At 60.3% G+C, this 19,351-nt stretch carries 22 protein-coding genes; 17 read left to right on the top strand and 5 right to left on the bottom strand.

What is annotated here, in order from left to right; genetic code table 11:
• The first annotated feature begins 50 nt into the window (after positions 1 to 50).
• On the top strand, positions 51 to 572 hold the full coding sequence (locus tag LKR43_RS07225) for a gamma carbonic anhydrase family protein (protein WP_227683376.1): 522 nt from the start codon (positions 51 to 53) through the stop codon (positions 570 to 572).
• 11 nt (positions 573 to 583) lie between these two features.
• Here LKR43_RS07225 and LKR43_RS07220 read toward each other — a convergent pair whose 3' ends face one another.
• Entirely contained in the window at positions 584 to 796 is a 213-nt protein-coding gene (locus LKR43_RS07220) for a hypothetical protein (protein WP_227683375.1), read from the bottom strand.
• A gap of 70 nt (positions 797 to 866) precedes the next feature.
• On the opposite strand from LKR43_RS07220, the gene LKR43_RS07215 reads away from it, so the two are divergent.
• The 6 genes from LKR43_RS07215 (at position 867) to LKR43_RS07190 (ending at position 6,842) form a co-directional block, all read left to right on the top strand.
• On the top strand, positions 867 to 1,793 hold the full coding sequence (locus LKR43_RS07215; RefSeq protein ID WP_227683608.1) for a DMT family transporter: 927 nt from the start codon (positions 867 to 869) through the stop codon (positions 1,791 to 1,793).
• A gap of 15 nt (positions 1,794 to 1,808) precedes the next feature.
• Positions 1,809 to 2,807 (top strand): lipopolysaccharide heptosyltransferase I, encoded by a 999-nt coding sequence (waaC, locus tag LKR43_RS07210; protein WP_227683374.1) that lies wholly within the window; start codon positions 1,809 to 1,811, stop codon positions 2,805 to 2,807.
• A gap of 68 nt (positions 2,808 to 2,875) precedes the next feature.
• The gene (locus LKR43_RS07205; protein WP_227683373.1) at positions 2,876 to 4,228 is read left to right on the top strand and encodes a 3-deoxy-D-manno-octulosonic acid transferase; all 1,353 of its coding nucleotides are present in this window, start codon (positions 2,876 to 2,878) and stop codon (positions 4,226 to 4,228) included.
• 102 nt (positions 4,229 to 4,330) lie between these two features.
• On the top strand, positions 4,331 to 5,827 hold the full coding sequence (putP, locus tag LKR43_RS07200; RefSeq protein WP_227683372.1) for a sodium/proline symporter PutP: 1,497 nt from the start codon (positions 4,331 to 4,333) through the stop codon (positions 5,825 to 5,827).
• 345 nt (positions 5,828 to 6,172) lie between these two features.
• A complete protein-coding gene (locus tag LKR43_RS07195; protein WP_227683371.1) occupies positions 6,173 to 6,556 on the top strand; it encodes a type II toxin-antitoxin system RelE/ParE family toxin in 384 nt (127 codons plus the stop codon).
• Positions 6,540 to 6,842 carry a DNA-binding transcriptional regulator gene (locus tag LKR43_RS07190; RefSeq protein WP_227683370.1) on the top strand — a complete coding sequence of 101 codons (303 nt, stop codon included), beginning with the start codon at positions 6,540 to 6,542 and terminating at the stop codon, positions 6,840 to 6,842. The genes LKR43_RS07195 and LKR43_RS07190 overlap by 17 nt, the downstream gene beginning before the upstream one ends.
• Before the next feature lie 12 nt (positions 6,843 to 6,854).
• On the opposite strand, the gene galU is transcribed toward LKR43_RS07190, so the two are convergent.
• A complete protein-coding gene (gene galU / locus LKR43_RS07185) occupies positions 6,855 to 7,688 on the bottom strand; it encodes a UTP--glucose-1-phosphate uridylyltransferase GalU (RefSeq protein ID WP_227683369.1) in 834 nt (277 codons plus the stop codon).
• 68 nt (positions 7,689 to 7,756) lie between these two features.
• Between galU and LKR43_RS07180 the strand changes: the two genes are divergently transcribed.
• The gene (locus tag LKR43_RS07180; RefSeq protein WP_227683625.1) at positions 7,757 to 7,960 is read left to right on the top strand and encodes a hypothetical protein; all 204 of its coding nucleotides are present in this window, start codon (positions 7,757 to 7,759) and stop codon (positions 7,958 to 7,960) included.
• Between the two features lie 10 nt (positions 7,961 to 7,970).
• Here the strand turns inward: LKR43_RS07180 and LKR43_RS07175 are convergent, their stop codons facing one another.
• Both LKR43_RS07175 and LKR43_RS07170 read right to left on the bottom strand, forming a co-directional pair.
• A complete protein-coding gene (locus LKR43_RS07175) occupies positions 7,971 to 8,807 on the bottom strand; it encodes a type III pantothenate kinase (RefSeq protein ID WP_227683368.1) in 837 nt (278 codons plus the stop codon).
• Positions 8,804 to 9,682: a biotin--[acetyl-CoA-carboxylase] ligase gene (locus LKR43_RS07170; RefSeq protein WP_227683367.1), complete on the bottom strand. Its 879-nt coding sequence runs from the start codon at positions 9,680 to 9,682 to the stop codon at positions 8,804 to 8,806. Before LKR43_RS07170 ends, LKR43_RS07175 begins: the two co-directional genes overlap by 4 nt.
• 82 nt (positions 9,683 to 9,764) lie before the next feature.
• On the opposite strand from LKR43_RS07170, the gene LKR43_RS07165 reads away from it, so the two are divergent.
• The 7 genes from LKR43_RS07165 (at position 9,765) to lipA (ending at position 15,521) form a co-directional block, all read left to right on the top strand.
• Complete coding sequence (locus LKR43_RS07165) at positions 9,765 to 10,409, top strand: alpha/beta hydrolase (RefSeq protein ID WP_227683366.1); 645 nt, start codon at positions 9,765 to 9,767, stop codon at positions 10,407 to 10,409.
• Between the two features lie 31 nt (positions 10,410 to 10,440).
• Positions 10,441 to 11,664 (top strand): D-alanyl-D-alanine carboxypeptidase family protein, encoded by a 1,224-nt coding sequence (locus LKR43_RS07160; protein WP_227683365.1) that lies wholly within the window; start codon positions 10,441 to 10,443, stop codon positions 11,662 to 11,664.
• 9 nt (positions 11,665 to 11,673) lie between these two features.
• Positions 11,674 to 12,537, top strand: a complete 864-nt coding sequence (locus tag LKR43_RS07155) for a D-amino acid aminotransferase (protein ID WP_227683364.1) — start codon at positions 11,674 to 11,676, stop codon at positions 12,535 to 12,537.
• Positions 12,538 to 12,597: 60 nt separating this feature from the next.
• A complete protein-coding gene (locus LKR43_RS07150) occupies positions 12,598 to 12,873 on the top strand; it encodes a DUF493 family protein (protein WP_227683363.1) in 276 nt (91 codons plus the stop codon).
• The gene (gene lipB / locus LKR43_RS07145; RefSeq protein WP_227683362.1) at positions 12,873 to 13,547 is read left to right on the top strand and encodes a lipoyl(octanoyl) transferase LipB; all 675 of its coding nucleotides are present in this window, start codon (positions 12,873 to 12,875) and stop codon (positions 13,545 to 13,547) included. Before LKR43_RS07150 ends, lipB begins: the two co-directional genes overlap by 1 nt.
• The gene (locus LKR43_RS07140; RefSeq protein WP_227683361.1) at positions 13,544 to 14,329 is read left to right on the top strand and encodes an enoyl-CoA hydratase; all 786 of its coding nucleotides are present in this window, start codon (positions 13,544 to 13,546) and stop codon (positions 14,327 to 14,329) included. The genes lipB and LKR43_RS07140 overlap by 4 nt, the downstream gene beginning before the upstream one ends.
• Before the next feature lie 199 nt (positions 14,330 to 14,528).
• Positions 14,529 to 15,521, top strand: a complete 993-nt coding sequence (gene lipA, locus LKR43_RS07135) for a lipoyl synthase (protein WP_227683360.1) — start codon at positions 14,529 to 14,531, stop codon at positions 15,519 to 15,521.
• Positions 15,522 to 15,569: 48 nt separating this feature from the next.
• Here lipA and LKR43_RS07130 read toward each other — a convergent pair whose 3' ends face one another.
• Complete coding sequence (locus LKR43_RS07130) at positions 15,570 to 16,490, bottom strand: LysR family transcriptional regulator (protein ID WP_227683359.1); 921 nt, start codon at positions 16,488 to 16,490, stop codon at positions 15,570 to 15,572.
• Between the two features lie 225 nt (positions 16,491 to 16,715).
• Between LKR43_RS07130 and LKR43_RS07125 the strand changes: the two genes are divergently transcribed.
• Positions 16,716 to 18,332 (top strand): ABC transporter substrate-binding protein, encoded by a 1,617-nt coding sequence (locus LKR43_RS07125; RefSeq protein WP_227683358.1) that lies wholly within the window; start codon positions 16,716 to 16,718, stop codon positions 18,330 to 18,332.
• A gap of 31 nt (positions 18,333 to 18,363) precedes the next feature.
• Entirely contained in the window at positions 18,364 to 19,341 is a 978-nt protein-coding gene (locus LKR43_RS07120; RefSeq protein WP_227683357.1) for an ABC transporter permease, read from the top strand.
• Positions 19,342 to 19,351 lie beyond the last annotated feature (10 nt).

Genomic DNA, 19,351 nt, shown 5'->3' with positions numbered 1-19,351 from the left:
GATCGTTCACGACCGTATCCACCGATTCAACCAAACAGTACAGGCACGCAATGACTTGTTATGCACTGGGCGATCTGACGCCCGACATTCACGATTCCGCCTATGTGGCGAAAGAAGCCACGATCATCGGGCAGGCTGTGATGAGCAAGGGCTCCAGCATCTGGCCGGGCGCTGTGATCCGGGCCGACAACGAGCCCATCGTGGTGGGCGAGGGCTCCAACGTGCAGGAAGGCGCGGTGCTGCACGTGGATCCGGGCTGTCCGCTGAACATAGGCCGGAATGTCACCGTGGGCCATCAGGCCATGCTGCACGGCTGCACCATAGAAGACGGTGTTTTGATCGGCATACAGACCGTGGTGATGAACAATGCGGTAATAGGCAAGGACAGCCTGGTGGGCGCCGGCGCCATTGTCACCGAAGGCAAGGTCTTTCCGGAGCGCTCATTGATTCTGGGCGCACCTGCCAAGCTCGTGCGCACCCTGACCGACGAGCAGGTCGTCGATTTGCACAAGGGGGCCGCCAACTATCAGGCCCGTGCGGTTCGCTACAAGCAGGATCTGAAGGCGCTGTAAATCGTGGTGGCCTAGGTCAGGTTGTTGCGCAGCCAGGTTTCGCCTTCCACAGCCAGGTCCATCAGGCGTTTGATGATCAGCGCGTCGGGCTGGCCATGTTCGCGCATGGCATCGGCAAAGGCTTCCATGCTGTCAGTGGTGGGGAGCCAGTCGTTTTCAGGCTGAAGTTCCAGACCGTTTGTGTGTTTTACGTTGCCGTTGGGCAATATGTACCAATTATTCATGCGGCAATGGTAATTCATTTATGATGATCACCCATTGCCCTCGCGGCCAATTTGTTGCTGGAGTTTGATGATGAGTGGGGTCAGTCCCGCAACGGTTTCCGCTGCAGCCTACGGTGCTACACGCCCCGTGGCGGGTATCGTTGTTCTGGTTTTGTCTACATGGGCTCTGTCGGGGCTCGATGCCAGCGGCAAGTTTGTTCAGGGCGTCGGCGTGCCGCTGCTGATGCTGTGCTGGGTACGTTACGTTTTTCATCTGGTGCTGGTCATGGCGCTGGTGATGCCTACGCGCGGCGTGTCGGTGCTGCGCTCGGCCAGGCCCGGGGCCCAGATCGCGCGCGGCGCCATCATGCTGCTGGCCACCATGTCCAGCTTTACCACCCTGCATTACTTGCCGCAGGCCGAAACCACAGCCATTAACTTTCTGGCGCCGCTTATCGTGCTGGCCGTGGCGCCCTGGGCGCTTAAAGAACCGCCGCGCCTGTCGCGCTGGATCGCATCGGGCGTGGGTTTTCTGGGCGTGCTGATCATTATCCGGCCCGGCTCTGGGCTGCATGTTGCAGGCACCCTGTTCGGATTGCTGACGGCTTTTCTGTTTGCCTGTCAGTTCATTGCCACGCGCCGCGTGGCGGTCGATGGCCCGTTCACCACCCTGATCTGGAGCGGGGCGGTGGGCAGCATTGCCCTGACCGTGATTTTGCCCTTTGTGCTGCCGTCGGCCTTGCCGGTGCTGGCGGCCCTGACGCCCATGCAGTGGCTGGTGCTGTTATCGACCGGCTTCTGGGGGGCGCTGGGTCATTTGCTTCAGGTGCAGGCCTATCGCAATGCGCCGGCCTCAATGCTGGCGCCTTTCCTGTATCTGCAGATCATCAGCGGTGCCGGGCTGGGCTGGCTGATCTGGGGGCAATTCCCCGACACGCTGACCTGGCTGGGCATTGCAATTATTTGCGCCAGCGGGATCACGATCGGCACGATGGAATGGCGCAGGCGCAATTTATAAATTTATAATCCGGGCATGGTAAAAAAAATCCTGATAGTCCGCACGTCATCGCTGGGTGACCTGGTGCACATGCTGCCGGCTATTTCCGATATTGCCCGGCATGTGCCCGGTGCCCGAATCGACTGGATAGTTGAAGAAGGCTTTGCCGAGATCCCGGCCTGGCATCCGGCAGTCAATGAAGTCATTCCTGTGGCGCATCGGCGCTGGCGCAAGCATTGGTGGTCACCGCAGGTACGGGCTGAGCGCGCGGCATTGCGCAAGAACCTTGATGCGCGCCGCTACGATATCGTGCTTGATATGCAGGCACTGATGAAATCGGTGTGGCTGGTCCGGCAAACCCATGGCACGCGTCATGGCCTTGACCGCAAGTCGGCGCGCGAACCGCTGGCGTCTTTTTTCTACGACGTCAAACATACCGTCAATTTCTGGCAGCCGGCCGTTACACGCCAGCGCGAGCTTGCGGCCGCGGCTTTCGGCTATACCTACCAGGGTCCGCCCGACTTTGGCCTGGAAAGCATCACCAACGGTGTCGAAATCGAACCCTATGCCGTCATCATGCCGTCGGCCAGCCGCGACGACAAACTGTGGCCCGAAACCGCGTGGCAAAAAGTGTTTGCGCGCCTGCACGAACACAATCTTGACCTGAAACTGTTGTCTGGAAACCCCACCGAAACAGAGCGTGCCCGCAAGCTGGTGGACGGCAATGCGCGCGCCCAGGTGCTGCCGCGCATGTCCCTGACAAATGTGGCCGGGGTTCTGGCAGGTGCGCGCATCATGGTCGGACTCGATAGCGGACTGACGCATTTGTCGGCCGGGCTGGGTCGCCCCACGATAGGGCTGTACAAGGCTTCCACCCCGGTGCGCACGCCCCTGGAAGGTCCGGCCTACACCGCCAGTCTGGGTGAGCGTGGCAGCGAACCGTCGGCCGAAACCGTGCTTAGCGCCATCGATCAGGCGCTTGATTTTGATGATTCGGCACATGCTGAACTGACGGGTGGCGAAGCGCCTGACTGAAACAATGAGGTGTCCGATCAGGCTTATCTGGCTAAAATAGTCCAACTATTGCGGGCACAGGCATATTTTTGAATCGTTTTTTCTACACCGCTCTGATCAGAATCCTGACGCCAGGTTTGTTGGGATGGATGGCCTTACGCGCACGGCGCTCCGAAGGCGAGTGGGGTGTGTGCTCGGGAGCCCGGTTCGGCCATTACGCCAGCCCCAGTCCCTTGAAGCGTCCGGTATGGGTGCATGCCGTCAGTCTGGGTGAAATGCGCGCCGCCCAGCCACTGGTGCAGGCGCTGCTTGATCAGGGCGAATCCGTACTGCTTACTCACATGACGGTGACCGGTCGGGCCGAAGGCGTGCGTGCCTTCGAGCAGGACATTGCCCAGGGCCGTCTGCTGCAGCAATGGCTGCCTTACGACTACCCGGGCGCCACCCGCCGCTTCATGGAACATTACCAGCCTTGCGCGGGCGTACTGATAGAGCGCGAGGTCTGGCCCAATCTGCTGGCCGCTGCCCGTGAACATCGCGTGCCCGTCATGCTGGCCAGCGCCCGCTTTTCCGACCATGCCCTGCGGCAAAGCCTGCGCCTGGGCAGCGTCATGCGTCAGGCCTATGCCAGCTTCAGCGCGGTCTATGCCCAGACCCTGCACGATGCGCAGCGGCTGGAACAGGCCGGCGCAGCGGCTGTGCGGGTATCGGGCAACTTCAAGTTCGATGTGACGCCGCCGTCCGGCAAGGTCAAGCGGGGCAAGGCCTTTGCGGCCGATCTGCCGCGCAAGGTGATTGTGATCGCCAGCACGCGTGAGGGCGAAGATGAACTCTTCATACGTTCCATAGGACGCCAGATCAAGCGTGCGCGTGCCCAGGGCCGCAACCTGTCGGAAAAAATCCTGTTCTGCCTGATCCCTCGCCATCCGCAACGTTTTGACGAGGCCGCCGAACAATTGGGCAAGGCCGGACTGCAGTACGTGCGCCGTTCGCAACTGATAGAGGCGGGCGATTGTGGTTCGACCGCACTGGAACTGAGCAGCCGGGCCACCGTGCTGCTGGGCGATACCCTGGGTGAAATGCCCTGGTATTACGCCCTGAGTCAGGTGGCGATTGTGGCCGGCAGCTTCCAGCCGCTGGGCGGGCAAAATCTTATCGAGGCCTGCGCCATCGGCGTGCCGGTGCTGGTGGGACCGCATACCCGCAACTTTGAGCAGGCTGTGGTTGATGCCATGGATGAAGGCGCCGCGTTGCGCGCGTCCGACCCCGACGCGGCCCTGCAGATGGCGCTGCAGCTGCTGGACGAACCGCAGCGCCTGAGCCGCATGGGTGAAGCCGGCGAGCATTGGGTAAAGAAGCACACCGGCGCCGTTGCTCGGGTGGTGGTGGGCCTGAACGAACTCAAGGCCAGCGTCAGGACCAACGCCAATCAAGAGCCATAAAATCTTGGCCTGATCGCGTGCATGTGTTAGTGTGCGCAAATGACAGCCCGTGTCGGGTGGTGAAGTTTTGCTACAGACGGCACACAACCCAAGGAGAAAATCATGGCGGTTGGTGTCTGGATTAGCCTCACACTGTACTTTGTTCTGATGCTGGCTATCGGCTTTTATGCCATGCGTCAGGCAACCTCTTCATCCCAACAGTATCTGCTTGCCGACCGCAATTTGCATCCGGCTGTGGCGGCGCTTTCGGCTGGTGCCTCCGACATGAGCGGCTGGTTGCTCCTGGGCTTGCCAGGGGCAATTTTCATTGCCGGCCTGCAAGAAGCCTGGATAGGTGTAGGGTTGTGGGTGGGCGCGTTAATTAACTGGATCATCGTGGCGCCCCGGCTGCGCGAGCAAACCGAACGCTACGACAACGCCCTGACCATTCCCGCATTTCTGGCCAATCGTTTCCCTACCAAAGCCCTGGCGCTGCGCATTGTGTCGGCCGTTATTGTGGTGGTGTTCTTTGCCGTGTATACCGCTTCCGGCCTGGTTGCCGGCGGCAAGCTGTTCCAGATGGCCTTCAGCGGCCTGTTCACGTTCGGGGGCCTGACCGACTATCAAACCGGCGTATGGCTGACCCTGATCGTTGTGCTGGTGTATACCTCGGTGGGCGGCTTTCTGGCGGTCAGCCTCACTGACTTCGTGCAGGGCTGCATCATGATGCTGGCGCTGGTCATTATGCCCATCGTGGTGTTGTATGGCGAGGGTGGCGGCGGCCTTGACCAGGCCTCGCAAACCTTGTCCACCGTGACCGAACCGGCCAACTATCTTTCCTGGACCCAAGGCCTTACCTTTGTGGGCTGGCTGTCTGCCGTGGCCTGGGGGCTGGGTTACTTTGGCCAACCGCATATTATCGTGCGCTTCATGGCGGTCAAGTCCGTGCAGGATGTTCCCACCGCACGCAACGTATGCATGCTCTGGATGTTCATTTCGCTGTTTGGTGCGATTGCCATGGCGATTTTCGGGCGGGCCTACGCCATCCGCAACGGGCTGACCATAGAAGATCCCGAAACCCTCTTCATTGTGCTGGCCAATCTGCTGTTCCATCCGCTGATTACCGGCTTTCTGTATGCAGCCCTGCTGGCGGCGGTCATGAGCACCATTTCCAGTCAGTTGCTGGTGTCTTCGTCGTCGCTGGTCGAAGACTGCTATCGCCTGTTCTTCAACAAGAATGCCACTGAGCGGCAAAGCGTGAACGTGGGCCGTATCAGTGTTGTGGCGGTTGGCTTGATCGCGGCCGTCATTGCGCGCAATCCCGATTCCCAGGTGCTCACGCTGGTCAGTCATGCCTGGGCGGGTTTTGGCGCCGCCTTCGGCCCACTGGTGATCCTGGCCCTTACCTGGCGGCGCATGTCGGGTGCCGGTGCCGTTGCCGGCCTGATAAGCGGCGCTGTCACCGTCATGGTCTGGATAGCCCTGGGCTGGAATTCCAGCTTCCTGGGCGGGCAGGGTATCTACGAAATCATTCCAGGCTTTATCGTGTCGTGGGTAGCTATTTACGTAGTCAGCCTGATGACGCAGAACGAAACCGAATTCCGGGCCGCCGGCGGGTAACGGCGTTTAAAGACATTTTTCCGGTGCTATACCTGGAGGCTTTTGAAAATGAAGAAAACTTCGGTCAAAAGCCTGTATAAGTACGGTCGACAGCACTGAACGATAAGCTTATATTCAAGTCCGTCTGGGACGGCTAAATGGAAATCCAGCAGGTCATGAAATCGATCGGCTGGTTCGGAAAACATAGGGCTTCTGGATACAAACAGGAGCCTTTGTTTTATCTGCTCTGGCCGCAGTGGCGGTCATTTACTCTATTTCCTGAAAAGGCAGAATGATGAGTTTCTGGCCACCGATCGGTGATATATTGAAATATATACCCGTTTCGGGTATATATTAGGGGTTGAGATGAAGCGCATCTTCAAGCGGAAAGGCTTTGCTCGGTGGCAGGCGGGCGAGAAGTTGCAAGATGTCACCCTGTGCAAGGCAGTCACCGAGATGGAACACGGGTTGATCGATGCGGACCTCGGTGGTTTTCTCTACAAGAAGAGGGTGGCCCGACCAGGAGGTGGCAAGAGCGGTGGTTATCGTACGCTGCTGTCGGCAAAGATGGGCGACAGCTACGTATTCCTGCATGGGTTCCCCAAAAGCGACAAGAAGAACATCACGCAGAATGAGAAGCAGGCACTGCAATTTGCCGGCAAATTTTTCCTGGAACTGTCTGGCGAAGCCTTGTCACAGGCATTGAAATTAGGTGTTCTAGTAGAGGTACATTGTGAGCAATATCATTAAATCGTTGCGCGACGACCTGGCGGAACTTGTTGAGGCTGGTGCGATCAACAAGGTAACGATGCGCGAGTTCGACGCGATCTGTGCGCCGCCGGTTCGGGATTTCGGCGCTGCGGACATCAAGCGTCTGCGCGAAGGCTTGAAGTTCAGTCAGCCGGTCTTCGCGCTTCATCTGCATACGTCGGCATCGACAGTGCGCAAGTGGGAGCAAGGCGAAACACATCCTACCGGCCCGGCACTCAAGCTGCTGAACATTATTGCCGATAAGGGCTTGCAGGCTATTATCTGATACCTATATGGCCTAGCCTAAGCCATGGTACTTACGCCCCAGTTCCACGGTGGCCTGGAAGAAACCGGCCTTGCTGCCGCAGTCGTAGCGCAGGCCCTCGTATTGCAGGCCAAACACACTTTGATTTTCCAGCAGGCTGGCGATGCCGTCAGTCAGCTGAATTTCACCGCCCACGCCAGCCTGTGTGCGGCGCAGGTGCTGGAAGATTTCGGGTTCCAGCACATAGCGGCCCACCACGCCCAGGGTGCTGGGTGCCTCTTCGGGAGCGGGCTTTTCGATAATGCCTGATACGCGCGTGGTGTCGGGGCCGGCCGGTATGCCCGACACGATGCCGTAGCGGCTGGTGTCTTGTGGCTGTACGTTCTGGATGGCCAGTATGCTGCCTTCATGTTTGTGGGCGGCTTCAATGAGCTGCTGCGTAACCGGGGTGGTGGCGTCGATCAGGTCGTCGGCCAGCAGCACGGCAAAGGGTTCGTCTCCGACGATGGGCGCGGCGCACAGCACCGCATGACCCAGGCCCAGCGGCGCCGACTGGCGCGTGTAGATACAGTTCACGTGCGAGGGCAGTACGCTGCGTACGATCTCGAGCATTTCCTGCTTGTTCTTGGCTTGCAGTTCTGCCTCGAGTTCGGGCACATTGTCGAAGTGATCTTCGATGGCGCGCTTGTTGCGCCCCGTCACGAAAATCAGGTCGGTAATGCCCGCAGCGATGGCTTCTTCGACCGCGTACTGGATGAGCGGCTTGTCGACGATGGGCAGCATTTCCTTGGGCATGGCCTTGGTGGCAGGCAGAAAGCGGGTGCCCAGACCAGCAACGGGGAAAACGGCTTTGCGAATGGGTTTCATGGCAACCTGGGAAGTAAGCAAGGTTTTTTAATCATACGCCATCATGATGCAAGCAACTGCTTTACACTATGCGCAATTATTACCACACGGCCCCGTCGTTTTCTTCCATGCGTGTTTTGTTTCTTGTCGTATTGCTGGCCAATCTGGGCGTGCTGGCCCTGGGCCAGGGCTTTTTCGGCACGCCGCCCAACGAGCAGGGGCGCGAGGCCCGCATCTTGTCGGAACGCAATCAGCAGGCGGTTCAACTGGGCGAGCCACGCGCCCAATATTGATGCGCCGGCTTTAACTTGCGGCTTGCGCCAAACGTGCCAGGCCGTCCAGCACCGGGGCCGGCAGCCATTGTATGGGCTGCGGCGGCAGGTTCAGATCGGCCTGCGCGCGTGCCAGGGCCCTTTGCGTTTCGTTTTCAATAATCGGCCAGCCACCGCCTGAACTGAATACGGTCGGCGCGCGGCCGTAGCGTTCCAGCCCTTCGCGCCACTGACGCAGCACGGCGCCCGCCTGCGCAGCGGCGATGCCGCTGCTGATGGCTTGCTGCGTGTCGGTTGGGTAGGCGCAAACCGGTCCGTCGGCGCGTGGCAGCCTGGCGGTGCCGCTGGCCAATGACGTGGCCATCAGGGCCGGCCCAGGAAATATCAGGCCGCCTTCAAATAGGAAACGGGTGTCGCCGGCCGGATCGGCATCTGCGTTCGATACCGGGTTCAGGGTGTCTATGGTGGTGGCGGTACCAAAGCTGGCCAGTATCAGCGGGCCGGCTTCGGCCGTTGCCAGTGCGCGCCCGGCCAGGCCCAGCATGGCGACCCAGCGATCCGCGCCCAGTTGTGCAGGCGTCTGGTAGGCGTTGCGCACGCCGGCCGCCCAGGGGCTGCCTTGTATCCATTCAGTGCTCAGGCCGTCGCGCCGGTTCAGCAGGGTGTCCAGCTCGATGGCGACCTCGGGTGCAGCGACGGATACGCCCAGTACGGCGCTGGGCCGTTCGTCCAGCTGGTCCAGCCAGTCGGACAACAGACCCAGTGCATGGTGTTCCAGCGCCAGGGGCTGCGCTTCGCGCTCGCCGCTGTCTGGCTTGATCCAGCCTGCCTTGATGCGGGTGTTGCCAATGTCTATCAGTAGTTTCATGCGCCAGGGCCTTTGTTTGGTCGCACGGAGACTTCGCCTATGGTGATGGCATGCTCGCCCTGGGGATTGCGCAGCAGCAGCTGCCCCAGCTCATTGACGCCACAGGCTATGCCGGCCTGCAGTATGCGCCCGTCATCCAGTACGTTAATGTGTTGCCCCACCAGGGCATCGACCTGGGCGTAGCGCTCGGGCAGGTGCTCCAGGCCGTGGGCGGTGACGCGGTTCAGGCTGTCGTACCAGGCCTGGGCGATACGGCTGACCAGATCGGCGGCCGTTGCGTGGCCCGCATCGCTGTCGTGAGCAACCACTTCGGACCAGTCGGCCACCTTGCGATCCAGTGACGTGCTGAGCGCACGTGCGTCGTCCAGATTAATGCCTATGCCCAGTATGGCCACATAGTGATCGGGCGACAGGCGCGCGGTACCGGCACGCGTTGCCTCGACCAGTATGCCGGCCAGCTTGGCCGATTGCCATTGCAAGTCGTTCGGCCATTTCATGGTGAGCTGGCTGCGTGTGGCCGGGGCCAGCAATTCGCGCAGCGCCTCGCAGGCTGCCAGCCCGGCCAGCGGAGACAATGTGGGTAACTGTGCGGGCGGCAGGAATACGTCGAACGCGCAAGAGAACATCAGGTTGGCACCGGGCCGGTTCTGCCAGCTGCGCCCGGCGCGGCCACGGCCGGCATGCTGCAGGTGTGCACCCAGCAGCCAGGGGCGGGCCTGTGGGCCGCTTTGGGCACGCGCCATGGCCATCAGATCGGCGTTGGTCGAATTGGTGCTGTCCACCCATCGCACTTGCTTGAAGTGTGGCAGGGCAGCAGTCAGTTGCGTCAGCATCTGTCCGGGCTCGGGCAAATGCAAGGGAGTGCTGATCGTCATGGTGTTGCGGACACCGGGATTGGCGGTGTCTGGTCGTGGCGTAAAATGGGCGTGCCTGTGTTTATAACTCAAACTGGTGATTATGCTTGCGCGTACCGAGAAAATGACTTTTCAGGGCGAGGCCGGAGCCATAGACTGTGCCCTGGACCTGCCCATGAGCCAGCCGCGCGGCTGGGCCCTGGTGTTGCATCCGCATCCGCTGCATGGCGGTGCACGCGACAACAAAATCGTTACGACCATAGCTCGTGCCTGTGTCGAGCACGGCCTGATTGCCGTGCGGCCGAATTTCCGTGGCGTGGGTACTTCCGAAGGCGAGTTCGACGCGGCTCGCGGCGAAACAGCCGACATGCAGCGGCTGATCGAACAGTTCACGCAAGCATACCCGGAAGCGGCCGGTGGCAAATGGGTCCTGGCAGGCTTTTCCTTCGGCACGTCGGTGGCTGCCCAGTTGTATTCGACCCTGGCCGAGCAGGCCGGCCCTGTGCCCGATGCGTTACTATTATTTGGCCCCGCTGTGGAACGGTTCAGCTTCCGGGCGGTCTCTGTTCCTGACAATACCTTGCTGGTTCACGGCGAAGACGACGAAGTTGTTCCTTTGTCCGAGGCCATGAGCTTTGCGCGCTCGCACGACCTGCCGGTTACGGTTGTGCCGGGTGCCAGTCACTTCTTTCATGGCAAGCTGCTGGTGCTGAAACGATTGTTGCAGCTCAGGCTGGATTTGCTATGACGTCCGGTTCAAATTCATTTACGATACGCCAATGACTTTTCAACAAGAATCCCGTACACGATGCCTGACGCTGGCTGCCAGCCTTGCGTTCGCACTGGCAACCACTTTTTCCTTTGCTCAAGACGCCGCCACGCCGGCTGCGGCGCCGGCCACAGCGCCTGCTCCCGTGGCTACCGTGGCCGAACTGGCAACCGTGCCGGCCCCGGCCCTGACCGCGCGCGCCTGGATGACGCTCGATGTAAACAGCGGCCAGGTGATTGCCGCTCAGAACCTCGACGAACCTGTGGAACCGGCCTCGCTGACCAAACTGATGGCCGCTTATGTGGTGTTCGACGCCATAGAAAACAATCGCCTGTCGCTGGATCAGAAAGTGCCGGTTTCGGAAAAGGCCTGGAAAACCGAAGGCTCGCGCATGTTCATCAAGGTGAACAGCCAGGTCTCGGTCGATGAGCTGCTGCAGGGCGTGATTGTGCAGTCGGGCAACGATGCCACCGTGGCGCTGGCCGAGGCCGTTGCCGGCAGCGAAGACGCCTTCGTGACCCTGATGAACGAAGAGGCTGCGCGTCAGGGCCTGCGTGATACGCATTTTGAGAACTCCTCGGGCCTGCCCGGGCCTACGCACCTGACCACGGTGCGCGACCTTGGCACGCTGGCGCAGAACCTGGTAACCCGCTTTCCCCAGTACCTGCACTACTACAGCCAGAAAGAATTCACCTACAACAAGATCAAGCAGAACAACCGCAATCGCCTGCTTTGGGCCGATCCGACCGTCGATGGTCTGAAAACCGGCCATACGCAGTCGGCGGGCTATTGCCTGGTCACCACCGCGCTGCGCGACGGCCGCCGGGTGGTATCGGTGATTGTGGGCGCGGCCAGCGATGCGGCCCGCACCGAGAATAGCCTGAAGCTGTTGAACTGGAGCTTCCAGAACTTTGACACCATCAAGCTGTACGACAACGAAAAGCCCGCCGTGACCGCCCGGGTCTGGGAAGGCGAGCTCGACAATGTCGGACTGGGTTCCACCACCGCGACCTGGGTGACTGTCCCGCGCGACAAGGGCACCCAGATCAAACCTGTGGCTCAGTACACCGAGCCGCTGGTTGCACCGCTTAAGGCGGGTACCAAGGTAGGCACGGTCAAGCTTTCGCTTGACGGCCATGTGCTGCGTGAAGACCCGTTGTACGTGCTGGCCGATGTACCCGAGGCCGGCTTCTTCAGCCGTATCTACGACAAAGTTCTTCTGTTATTTCAGTAAGGCATAGAAATGATTCCGAATGTCGATAACGACAGTATTGTTTATCTGAACGGCGACTACGTTCGCCTGGGCGATGCCAAAATATCCGTGCTGGATCGCGGCTTTATTTTTGGTGATGGTATCTACGATGTAGTGCCTGCCTATAACGGCAAGCCGTTCCGCATGGACGGCCACCTGGCCCGCCTGGAGCGCAGCCTGGCTTCCATCGGCATCAAGGTCGACATGACGCGTGCCGACTGGGAAGCCCTGGTACACGATCTTCTGAAACGTTCGGGTCTGGGTGACTGCATGGTCTACATTCAGGTTACGCGCGGCGTGGCCAAGCGCGATCATGCCTTCCCCGCAAACACCACCCCCACCATTTTCTGCATGGTCTCGCCTTTTGTGCGGCCGGGTGCCGCCGCGCGCGAGCAAGGCTATTCAGCGGTAAGTATTCCCGATGTGCGCTGGTTGCGTTGTGAAATCAAATCGGTGTCGCTGCTGGGCAACGTGCTTGCCAAGCAGGCTGCGGTCGAGGCCGGCGTCGACGAGGTCCTGCAATTCCGCGACGGCTATTTGACGGAAGGCTCGTCCTGCAATATCTGGATGGTAAAAAACGGGGTCTTACTGGCGCCTCCGCGCAACAACCTGATTCTTGAAGGCATACGCTACGGCTTGCTCGAAGAGCTGACTGCCGCAGGCAATATTACTTTCGAGATACGCCCCATTTCGCAGCAGGAAGTCGACGAGGCCGATGAGCTGATGCTGTCTTCGGCCACCAAGGAATTGCTGCCCATTACCACCTACAACGGCAAGCCGGTAGGCTCGGGCAAGCCCGGTGCCGTGTATGCCAGCCTGCGCGCTGCCTACGACGACGCCATCGCCGCCCTGTAGGCCTGCCTTGTTTTATAGGGGGGTTCAATTCCCCCGTCCTGCATTGATGGATGTGCAAGCATGCGAGAAATTCCGCCCGAAGAGTCCCTGATCGAATACCCCAGCGACTTTCCCATCAAGGTCATGGGCAAGGCGCATCCCGAACTGGCCCAAACGCTTACCGAAGTGGTGCTGCAGTTCGATCCCGGTTTTGATCCGGCCACCGTTGAAATGCGGCCCAGCCGCAGCGGCAACTATCTGGGCCTTACGTTTACCGTGCGCGCCACATCGCGCCAGCAGCTTGATGACCTGTACCGCGCCCTGCACAGCCATCACATGGTTTCCATAGTGATGTAATGATAAACAGCAAATGGTTGCCCGGGCCTGCCGCATATCTGCCGGTATGGCAGGCCATGCGCGAATTCACCGAGGCACGCGCGGCCGATACGCCCGATGAAATCTGGCTGGCCGAACATCAGCCGGTTTATACCCTGGGCCAGGCCGGCAAGCCCGAGCATGTGCTGAACCCGGGCAATGTGCCGCTGGTGCAATGTGATCGCGGCGGTCAGGTTACCTATCACGGGCCGGGGCAGGTCATGGCCTATTGCCTGATCGACTTGCGTCGCATGAATTTGTTCGTGAAAGAATATGTGGCGCTGCTGGAAGACGTCATTATTCAGGTGCTCGATGAACTGGGCCTGCCCGGAGCCTGCCGCAAAGCGGGCGCGCCGGGCGTCTATGTGCCGGTTGCGCGGCTGTTGCCGCCGTATCGCCAGGCCACGCCGCCGGGCAGCGACGGCCTGGCCAAGATTGCCGCCCTGGGCATAAAGATACGCAAGGGCAGCGCCTACCACGGCCTGGCCCTGAACGTGGACATGGACCTGACGCCTTACCTGGGCATCAATCCCTGTGGCTATGAAGGCTTGCAGACGGTGGATTTGCGTGCTTGCGGCATACAGGCTACCGTTAAACAGACAGGTGACTTGCTGGCCAGGCGCCTGACGCAAGCGCTCGAAGGAGGCCCGGTATGACTGCTGAAAACCCTGTTCTGCTGACCGATGTGCACGATGGCGTGGTCACGCTTACGCTGAACCGCCCGGATCAATACAACGCCTTGTCCGAGGCACTGCTGACGGCCCTGCAAGACGGCCTGGCGGCGGTGGCCAACGACGACAGCGTGCGTTGTGTGGTGCTGGCGGCCAATGGCCGCGCGTTCTGCGCGGGCCACGACCTGAAGCAGATGCGCTCAAAACCCGAGCAGCGCTATTACGAGCAACTGTTTGCGCAGTGCGGGCGAGTCATGCAGAGCATCGTCAATCTGCCGGTGCCGGTCATCGCCAGGGTGCACGGTACTGCGACCGCGGCGGGTTGCCAGCTGGTTGCCAGTTGCGATCTGGCGGTGGCGTCCGATGACGCCCGGTTTGCGGTGTCGGGCATCAACGTGGGGCTGTTCTGCTCTACGCCGGCCGTGGCATTGTCGCGTAATGTGCCGGCCAAGAAAGCCTTTGAAATGCTGATCACCGGCGAATTTATCAGCGCCCGCGACGCTGTCACGCATGGTCTGATCAACGACGCCGTTGCGCCGAATCAGCTTGATGCGCGGGTGGCTGCCCTGGTGCAGTCCATTTGCCAGAAAAGCCCCGTGGCGGTGCGTACCGGCAAAGGCATGTTCCAGCGCCAGCGCGGCATGAGCCTGGCCGATGCCTATGACTACGCCGGCCAGGTCATGGCCTGCAACATGATGGCCGAAGACGTGGCCGAGGGCATCGACGCCTTTATCCAGAAGCGACAGCCGGTCTGGAAGGGGCGGTAAGCTCATTTTCCGGGCAATTTCCTGACGCGCTGACAGGGCGATTAGGTAAGGCAGGGGGTGGCGCGTTAAAATTGACCCCTTGTAGCTTTTTTGTCTCCGGCTGGCGGCTATCCCGCCGGTCGCTGTTCTTTCAATAATGGCGCGTGAAGCACGCTGCCGTTTTTAGCGTACAAAAAAGGTTTTGTGCGCAGGGAATCGTATGACTACACCCGTTGATCAGTCTGCCGTCCGTAAACCCACCGTGCGTCCCGCCTACGACCCAACGCAAAAGCAGAAGTCGGCAGACAAGACCTCGCGTATCCCCATCAAGGTGGTCCAGGCCGAGCGCCTGAAGAAACCCGAATGGATACGTGTGAAGGCCGCCGCGCCTGGCTCGCGGTTCTACGACATCAAGAAGATTCTGCGCGAACATAATCTGCACACCGTCTGTGAAGAGGCTTCCTGTCCGAATATCGGCGAATGCTTCGGCAAGGGTACGGCCACCTTCATGATCATGGGCGACAAATGCACGCGCCGCTGCCCCTTCTGTGATGTGGGCCATGGCCGCCCCGATCCGCTCGACGTCAACGAGCCGGTCAACCTGGCGCGCAGCATTGCCGCCATGCGGCTGTCGTATGTAGTCATCACCTCGGTCGACCGCGATGACCTGCGCGACGGCGGTGCCGGCCATTTTGTGGAATGCATACGCCAGGTGCGCGAACTGTCGCCCACCACCCGCATTGAAGTGCTGGTGCCCGATTTCCGTGGCCGCCTTGACCGTGCGCTGGGCATACTGAACGAAGGCCCGCCCGACGTCATGAATCACAACCTGGAAACCGTGCCGCGCTTGTACAAGCAGGCGCGCCCGGGTTCCGACTACCAGCATTCGCTCAGGCTGTTGTCCGAGTTCAAGGCTTTGCATCCCAATGTGCCCACCAAGTCCGGCCTTATGCTGGGCCTGGGTGAAACCGACGAGGAAATCCTTGAGGTCATGCGCGACCTGCGTGCGCACAATGTCGACATGCTGACCATAGGCCAGTATCTGCAGCCCTCGGAACACCACCTGCCGGTGCTGCGCTACGCTCACCCCGACGTCTTCAAGATGCTGGAACGCGAAGCCTACGCCATGGGCTTTACCCATGCGGCCGTGGGCGCCATGGTGCGCTCGTCTTACCACGCCGACGAGCAGGCGCACAGCGCCGGGGTGGCGTAAAGCGGTCGCTTGAGGCGGCGCCGGGGGGCTGAATGGCCCCAGGCCTGATTACACCGGCGCCTCCAGCACGATCTCGTTCATACGTCTGATCGTCACGCTCAGGAACTGCTCGATCACATCCGGCAGTATGCGCCCGCGCATGACCTGCACCTGCATGGTGCGGGCATGCATTTCCGGATTCTTCAGGGGAATCGCCACCAGGCGATTGACCTTGAGTTGCTGGAAGATGGAACTATAGCTGGCAAACAGTATGGCCTGGCTGTCGCGCACGTAGGCGTGCAGGGCGGCGGCGTAGTTGCTGTAGATCTTGGGCTCCACCCATGTCCCCACCATGTTCGAGGCAAGCTGATACAGCTTGAAGGTTGACGTGTTCTCGTCGGTCAGGGCAATGGGGTAGGGCATCAGGTCGCGAATATCGAGTCGCCGGTGGCGTGCCAGGGGGTGATCCTGCGACATGACCGCCAGGGCGGGCGAGGCGCGTGCGTACAGCACCTTCACGGACCCGGTGGATGGCGGGGGCGTGATGCTGAAGGTCAGTGCGACATCGGCTTCGCCGGTTTCCACCCTTTGCGTGGCTTGCCTGGCGCTGTCTACCCAGATGCGAAAGCGGATATCAGGATGCATGCGCTCGAAATGCGCCAGGGTGCTGGGCAGGAAGTCGTTGGCCAGCCCCTGTGTGCAGGCGATGCGCAATACGCTGTGTCCGGCCTCGCGCAGTGCGGCAATCGATTCGCGTACTGCCTGGTCTTCCAGCGTGGCCCGGCGCACATGACGCAGCAGCAGTTCGCCCGCTTCGGTCAGGACCATACCGCGCGCGCTGCGCTGGAACAGCGCGCTGCCCAGGTCTTGTTCCAGTGTGGAAATCTGACGGCTTATCGCAGAAACCGCAACATGTAAAGACTCGGATGCGGCACTCAGGCTGCCTTTTTGAGCGACCTCGTAAAAGTATCTGACGGCTAAGCTTTCCATTTCAACTATTTGTTTTCAATAAGGTTTGTGTGGGTGACATAAAACTGTAATATGGGGTAAACCCTAGTGTAGCGTGCTCTTTTTGAGAAAGAGTTCGCGATTTATTGAAATTGTATAGAAAGAATGCAAGGCCTAGAATGCTCTTCTTTTGCGTGATCCCTGCGCGCCTTTCCAGCCGGAGCGGGCCACGTTTACCTCCCAGAGACAAACCTAAGGAATTCACGAATGTCGACGGTATATCCCACGATTAAAAAAATTGCTGTCGTAGTGGCTTGTGCCTTTGCGGGCATTGCCCAGGCACAGACTTTGAAGATAGGCCTGGCTTCCGAGCCGACAGCGGTCGACCCGCACTATCACCAGACAACGCCCAACGAGGCGCTGGTTTCGCATATTTTCCAGCCGCTGCTGGCCATGAGCCCCGACATGAAGTTGATGCCCGCGCTGGCCAAGTCCTGGGAAGCCACCGACGAAACCGTGTGGACCTTCAAGCTCGATGAGAACGCACGCTTTTCCAACGGCGAGCCGTTTACCGCGCAAGACGTGATCTTCAGCTTCTGCCGCATTCTGAACAACGAAACCGGCATCGGCAGCGGTGCTGTCAATACCGTGCGCCGCATTGCCGCCATCGAGGCGCCGGATGCCAGGACCGTGCTGCTCAAGACCACGGTACCCCAGCCCGTACTGCCCAACGAACTGGCCCGCATCCCCATGATCTGGAGTGGTATCGTCAAGCACGACACCCTGACATTCACCCCCAAAGAGGGCTGTGGCGTAACATCGCCGTGGCCTGTGGTGAATGATTTCAACAGCGGCGACGCCGTGGTGGGTACCGGCCCCTACACGCTCAAGTCCTACGTCAAGGGCACCGGCATTGTGCTGGAGCGCAACGAAAACTACTGGGGTGATGCACCCGCCTGGAGCGAAGTGCAGCTGCGCGCCGTGCCTGCCGCCGGCCCGCGCCTGACCGGCCTGCTGGCTGGTGACTTCGACCTGATCGAAAACCCCGCTGCACGCGATCTGAAGCGCATCAAGGAAAGCGGCTTTGAATACACCGTGAAGCCTTCAGTGCGCATCATGTTCTTCCAGCTGGATGCCGGCCGCGAGCAAAGCCCTCTGGTCAAGTCGCCCAAGGGTGACAACCCCTTGCAGAACGCCAAAGTGCGTCAGGCCATGTCGCTGGCGATTGATCGCAAGACCATAGTCGAGCGCATCATGGACGGCGTGGCAGAGCCTGCCAACCAATACATTCCCCAGGGCATGTTCGGTGCCATCGAAGGCGCGCCCGCTCTGGAATACAACCCGAAAAAGGCCAAGGAACTGCTGGCTGAAGCCGGCTATCCCGACGGTTTCGAGCTGACACTGTCGGCCACCAACGACCGTTACATCAATGACGCCCAACTGACCCAGGCGGTTGCCCAGTACCTGAGCCGCATCGGCATCAAGACCTCGGTCGACACCATGACACGCTCGGTTTACTTCCCCAAGCGTGCCAAGCGTGAAATGAGTGCCTCCCTGGGTGGCTGGGGTTCGGAAACCGGTGAAGCCGGCAACTTCCTGCAGTACTGGACCACGACCTACAACAAGGAACTGGGCGTTGGCAGCAGCAACTACGGCCGCTATTCCAACCCCGAGCTGGACAAGGTCTACCTGGAAGCCATGCGCACGCTGGACGACAACAAGCGCAGCGAGCTGCTGCAACAGGCTGTGAAGATGGCCCTGGCCGACATGCCCAACATCCCGCTGCACTTCGAGAGTGGCGTGTGGGCCTATCGCAAGGGCATCGCCTACGAAGGTCGTGCTGACCAGCGTACCCTGGCCACCGGCGCCACGGTCGCCAAGTAAGGCGCAGCAAGGCTGACTAAGGAGTAAGGTTTTGGCTTTATTTATAGTACGCAGGCTGCTGCAAAGCCTGCTGGTCTTGCTGGCCGTATCGGTGGTGGTTTTTTGCGCCGTCTATGCGGTCGGGGATCCTATCGAGCTTCTTGTCAGCCCCGACGTGGCCCAGGCCGAGCGTGATGCACTGATCGCGCGGCTGGGCCTGGATTTGCCGCTATGGAAGCAGTACGGCGTGTTCCTGTGGCGCGCGCTGCACGGCGACCTGGGCAATTCCTTTGTACATGGCATACCGGCGGTGCAGCTCATACTGCAGCGCTTTCCGGCCACCCTGGAACTGGTGTTCGTGGCCATCACGCTGACCTGTGTGCTGGGCATTTCGCTGGGCCTGGTGGCTGGCCTGTACCGTGATCGCCTGCTGGGCCGCGGCATTATGGCCGGCTCGATCTTCGGTTTTTCCGTGCCCAACTTCTGGCAGGGCATGGTCTTCATTTTGTTGTTTGCCGTCTGGCTGGGCTGGCTGCCGGCCTCGGGCCGCGGCCCTACCGTTGAAGTGCTGGGCGTGCCGCTCAGTGTATTCAGCGCCGAGGGCTGGAGCCACATTGCCATGCCGGCCGTCAATCTGGCCATTGCCAATATTGCTTTGGTGCTGCGTATGACGGCTTCTGGCGTAAGCGAGGCGCAAAGCCAGGACTACGTGCGGTTTGCGCGCGCCAAAGGCATCAAGCCCGGCCGCATTGTGCGGCGTCATATCCTGCGCAACATCCTGATTCCCGTCGTTACGGTTATCGGTATGGAGTTCGGCACGCTGATCGCCTACTCCACCATCACGGAAACCGTGTTTTCCTGGCCCGGCATGGGCAAGCTGCTGATCGACAGCGTGTATCAGCTGGATCGCCCCGTGATCGTGGCCTACGTGATGCTGGTGACCTTGCTGTTTGTCATCATCAATCTGGTGGTGGACTTGCTGTATGCAGTGCTGGATCCACGTGTTCAATTGCTGGAGCCAGCTGCCTGATATGTCTGGA

It is taken from the genome of Pusillimonas sp. MFBS29, from assembly GCF_020687695.1.
Taxonomy (GTDB): domain Bacteria; phylum Pseudomonadota; class Gammaproteobacteria; order Burkholderiales; family Burkholderiaceae_B; genus Pusillimonas_C.
Note: the sequence above shows the minus strand (reverse complement) of the source record. Positions and strands in the feature narration are given on the sequence as shown.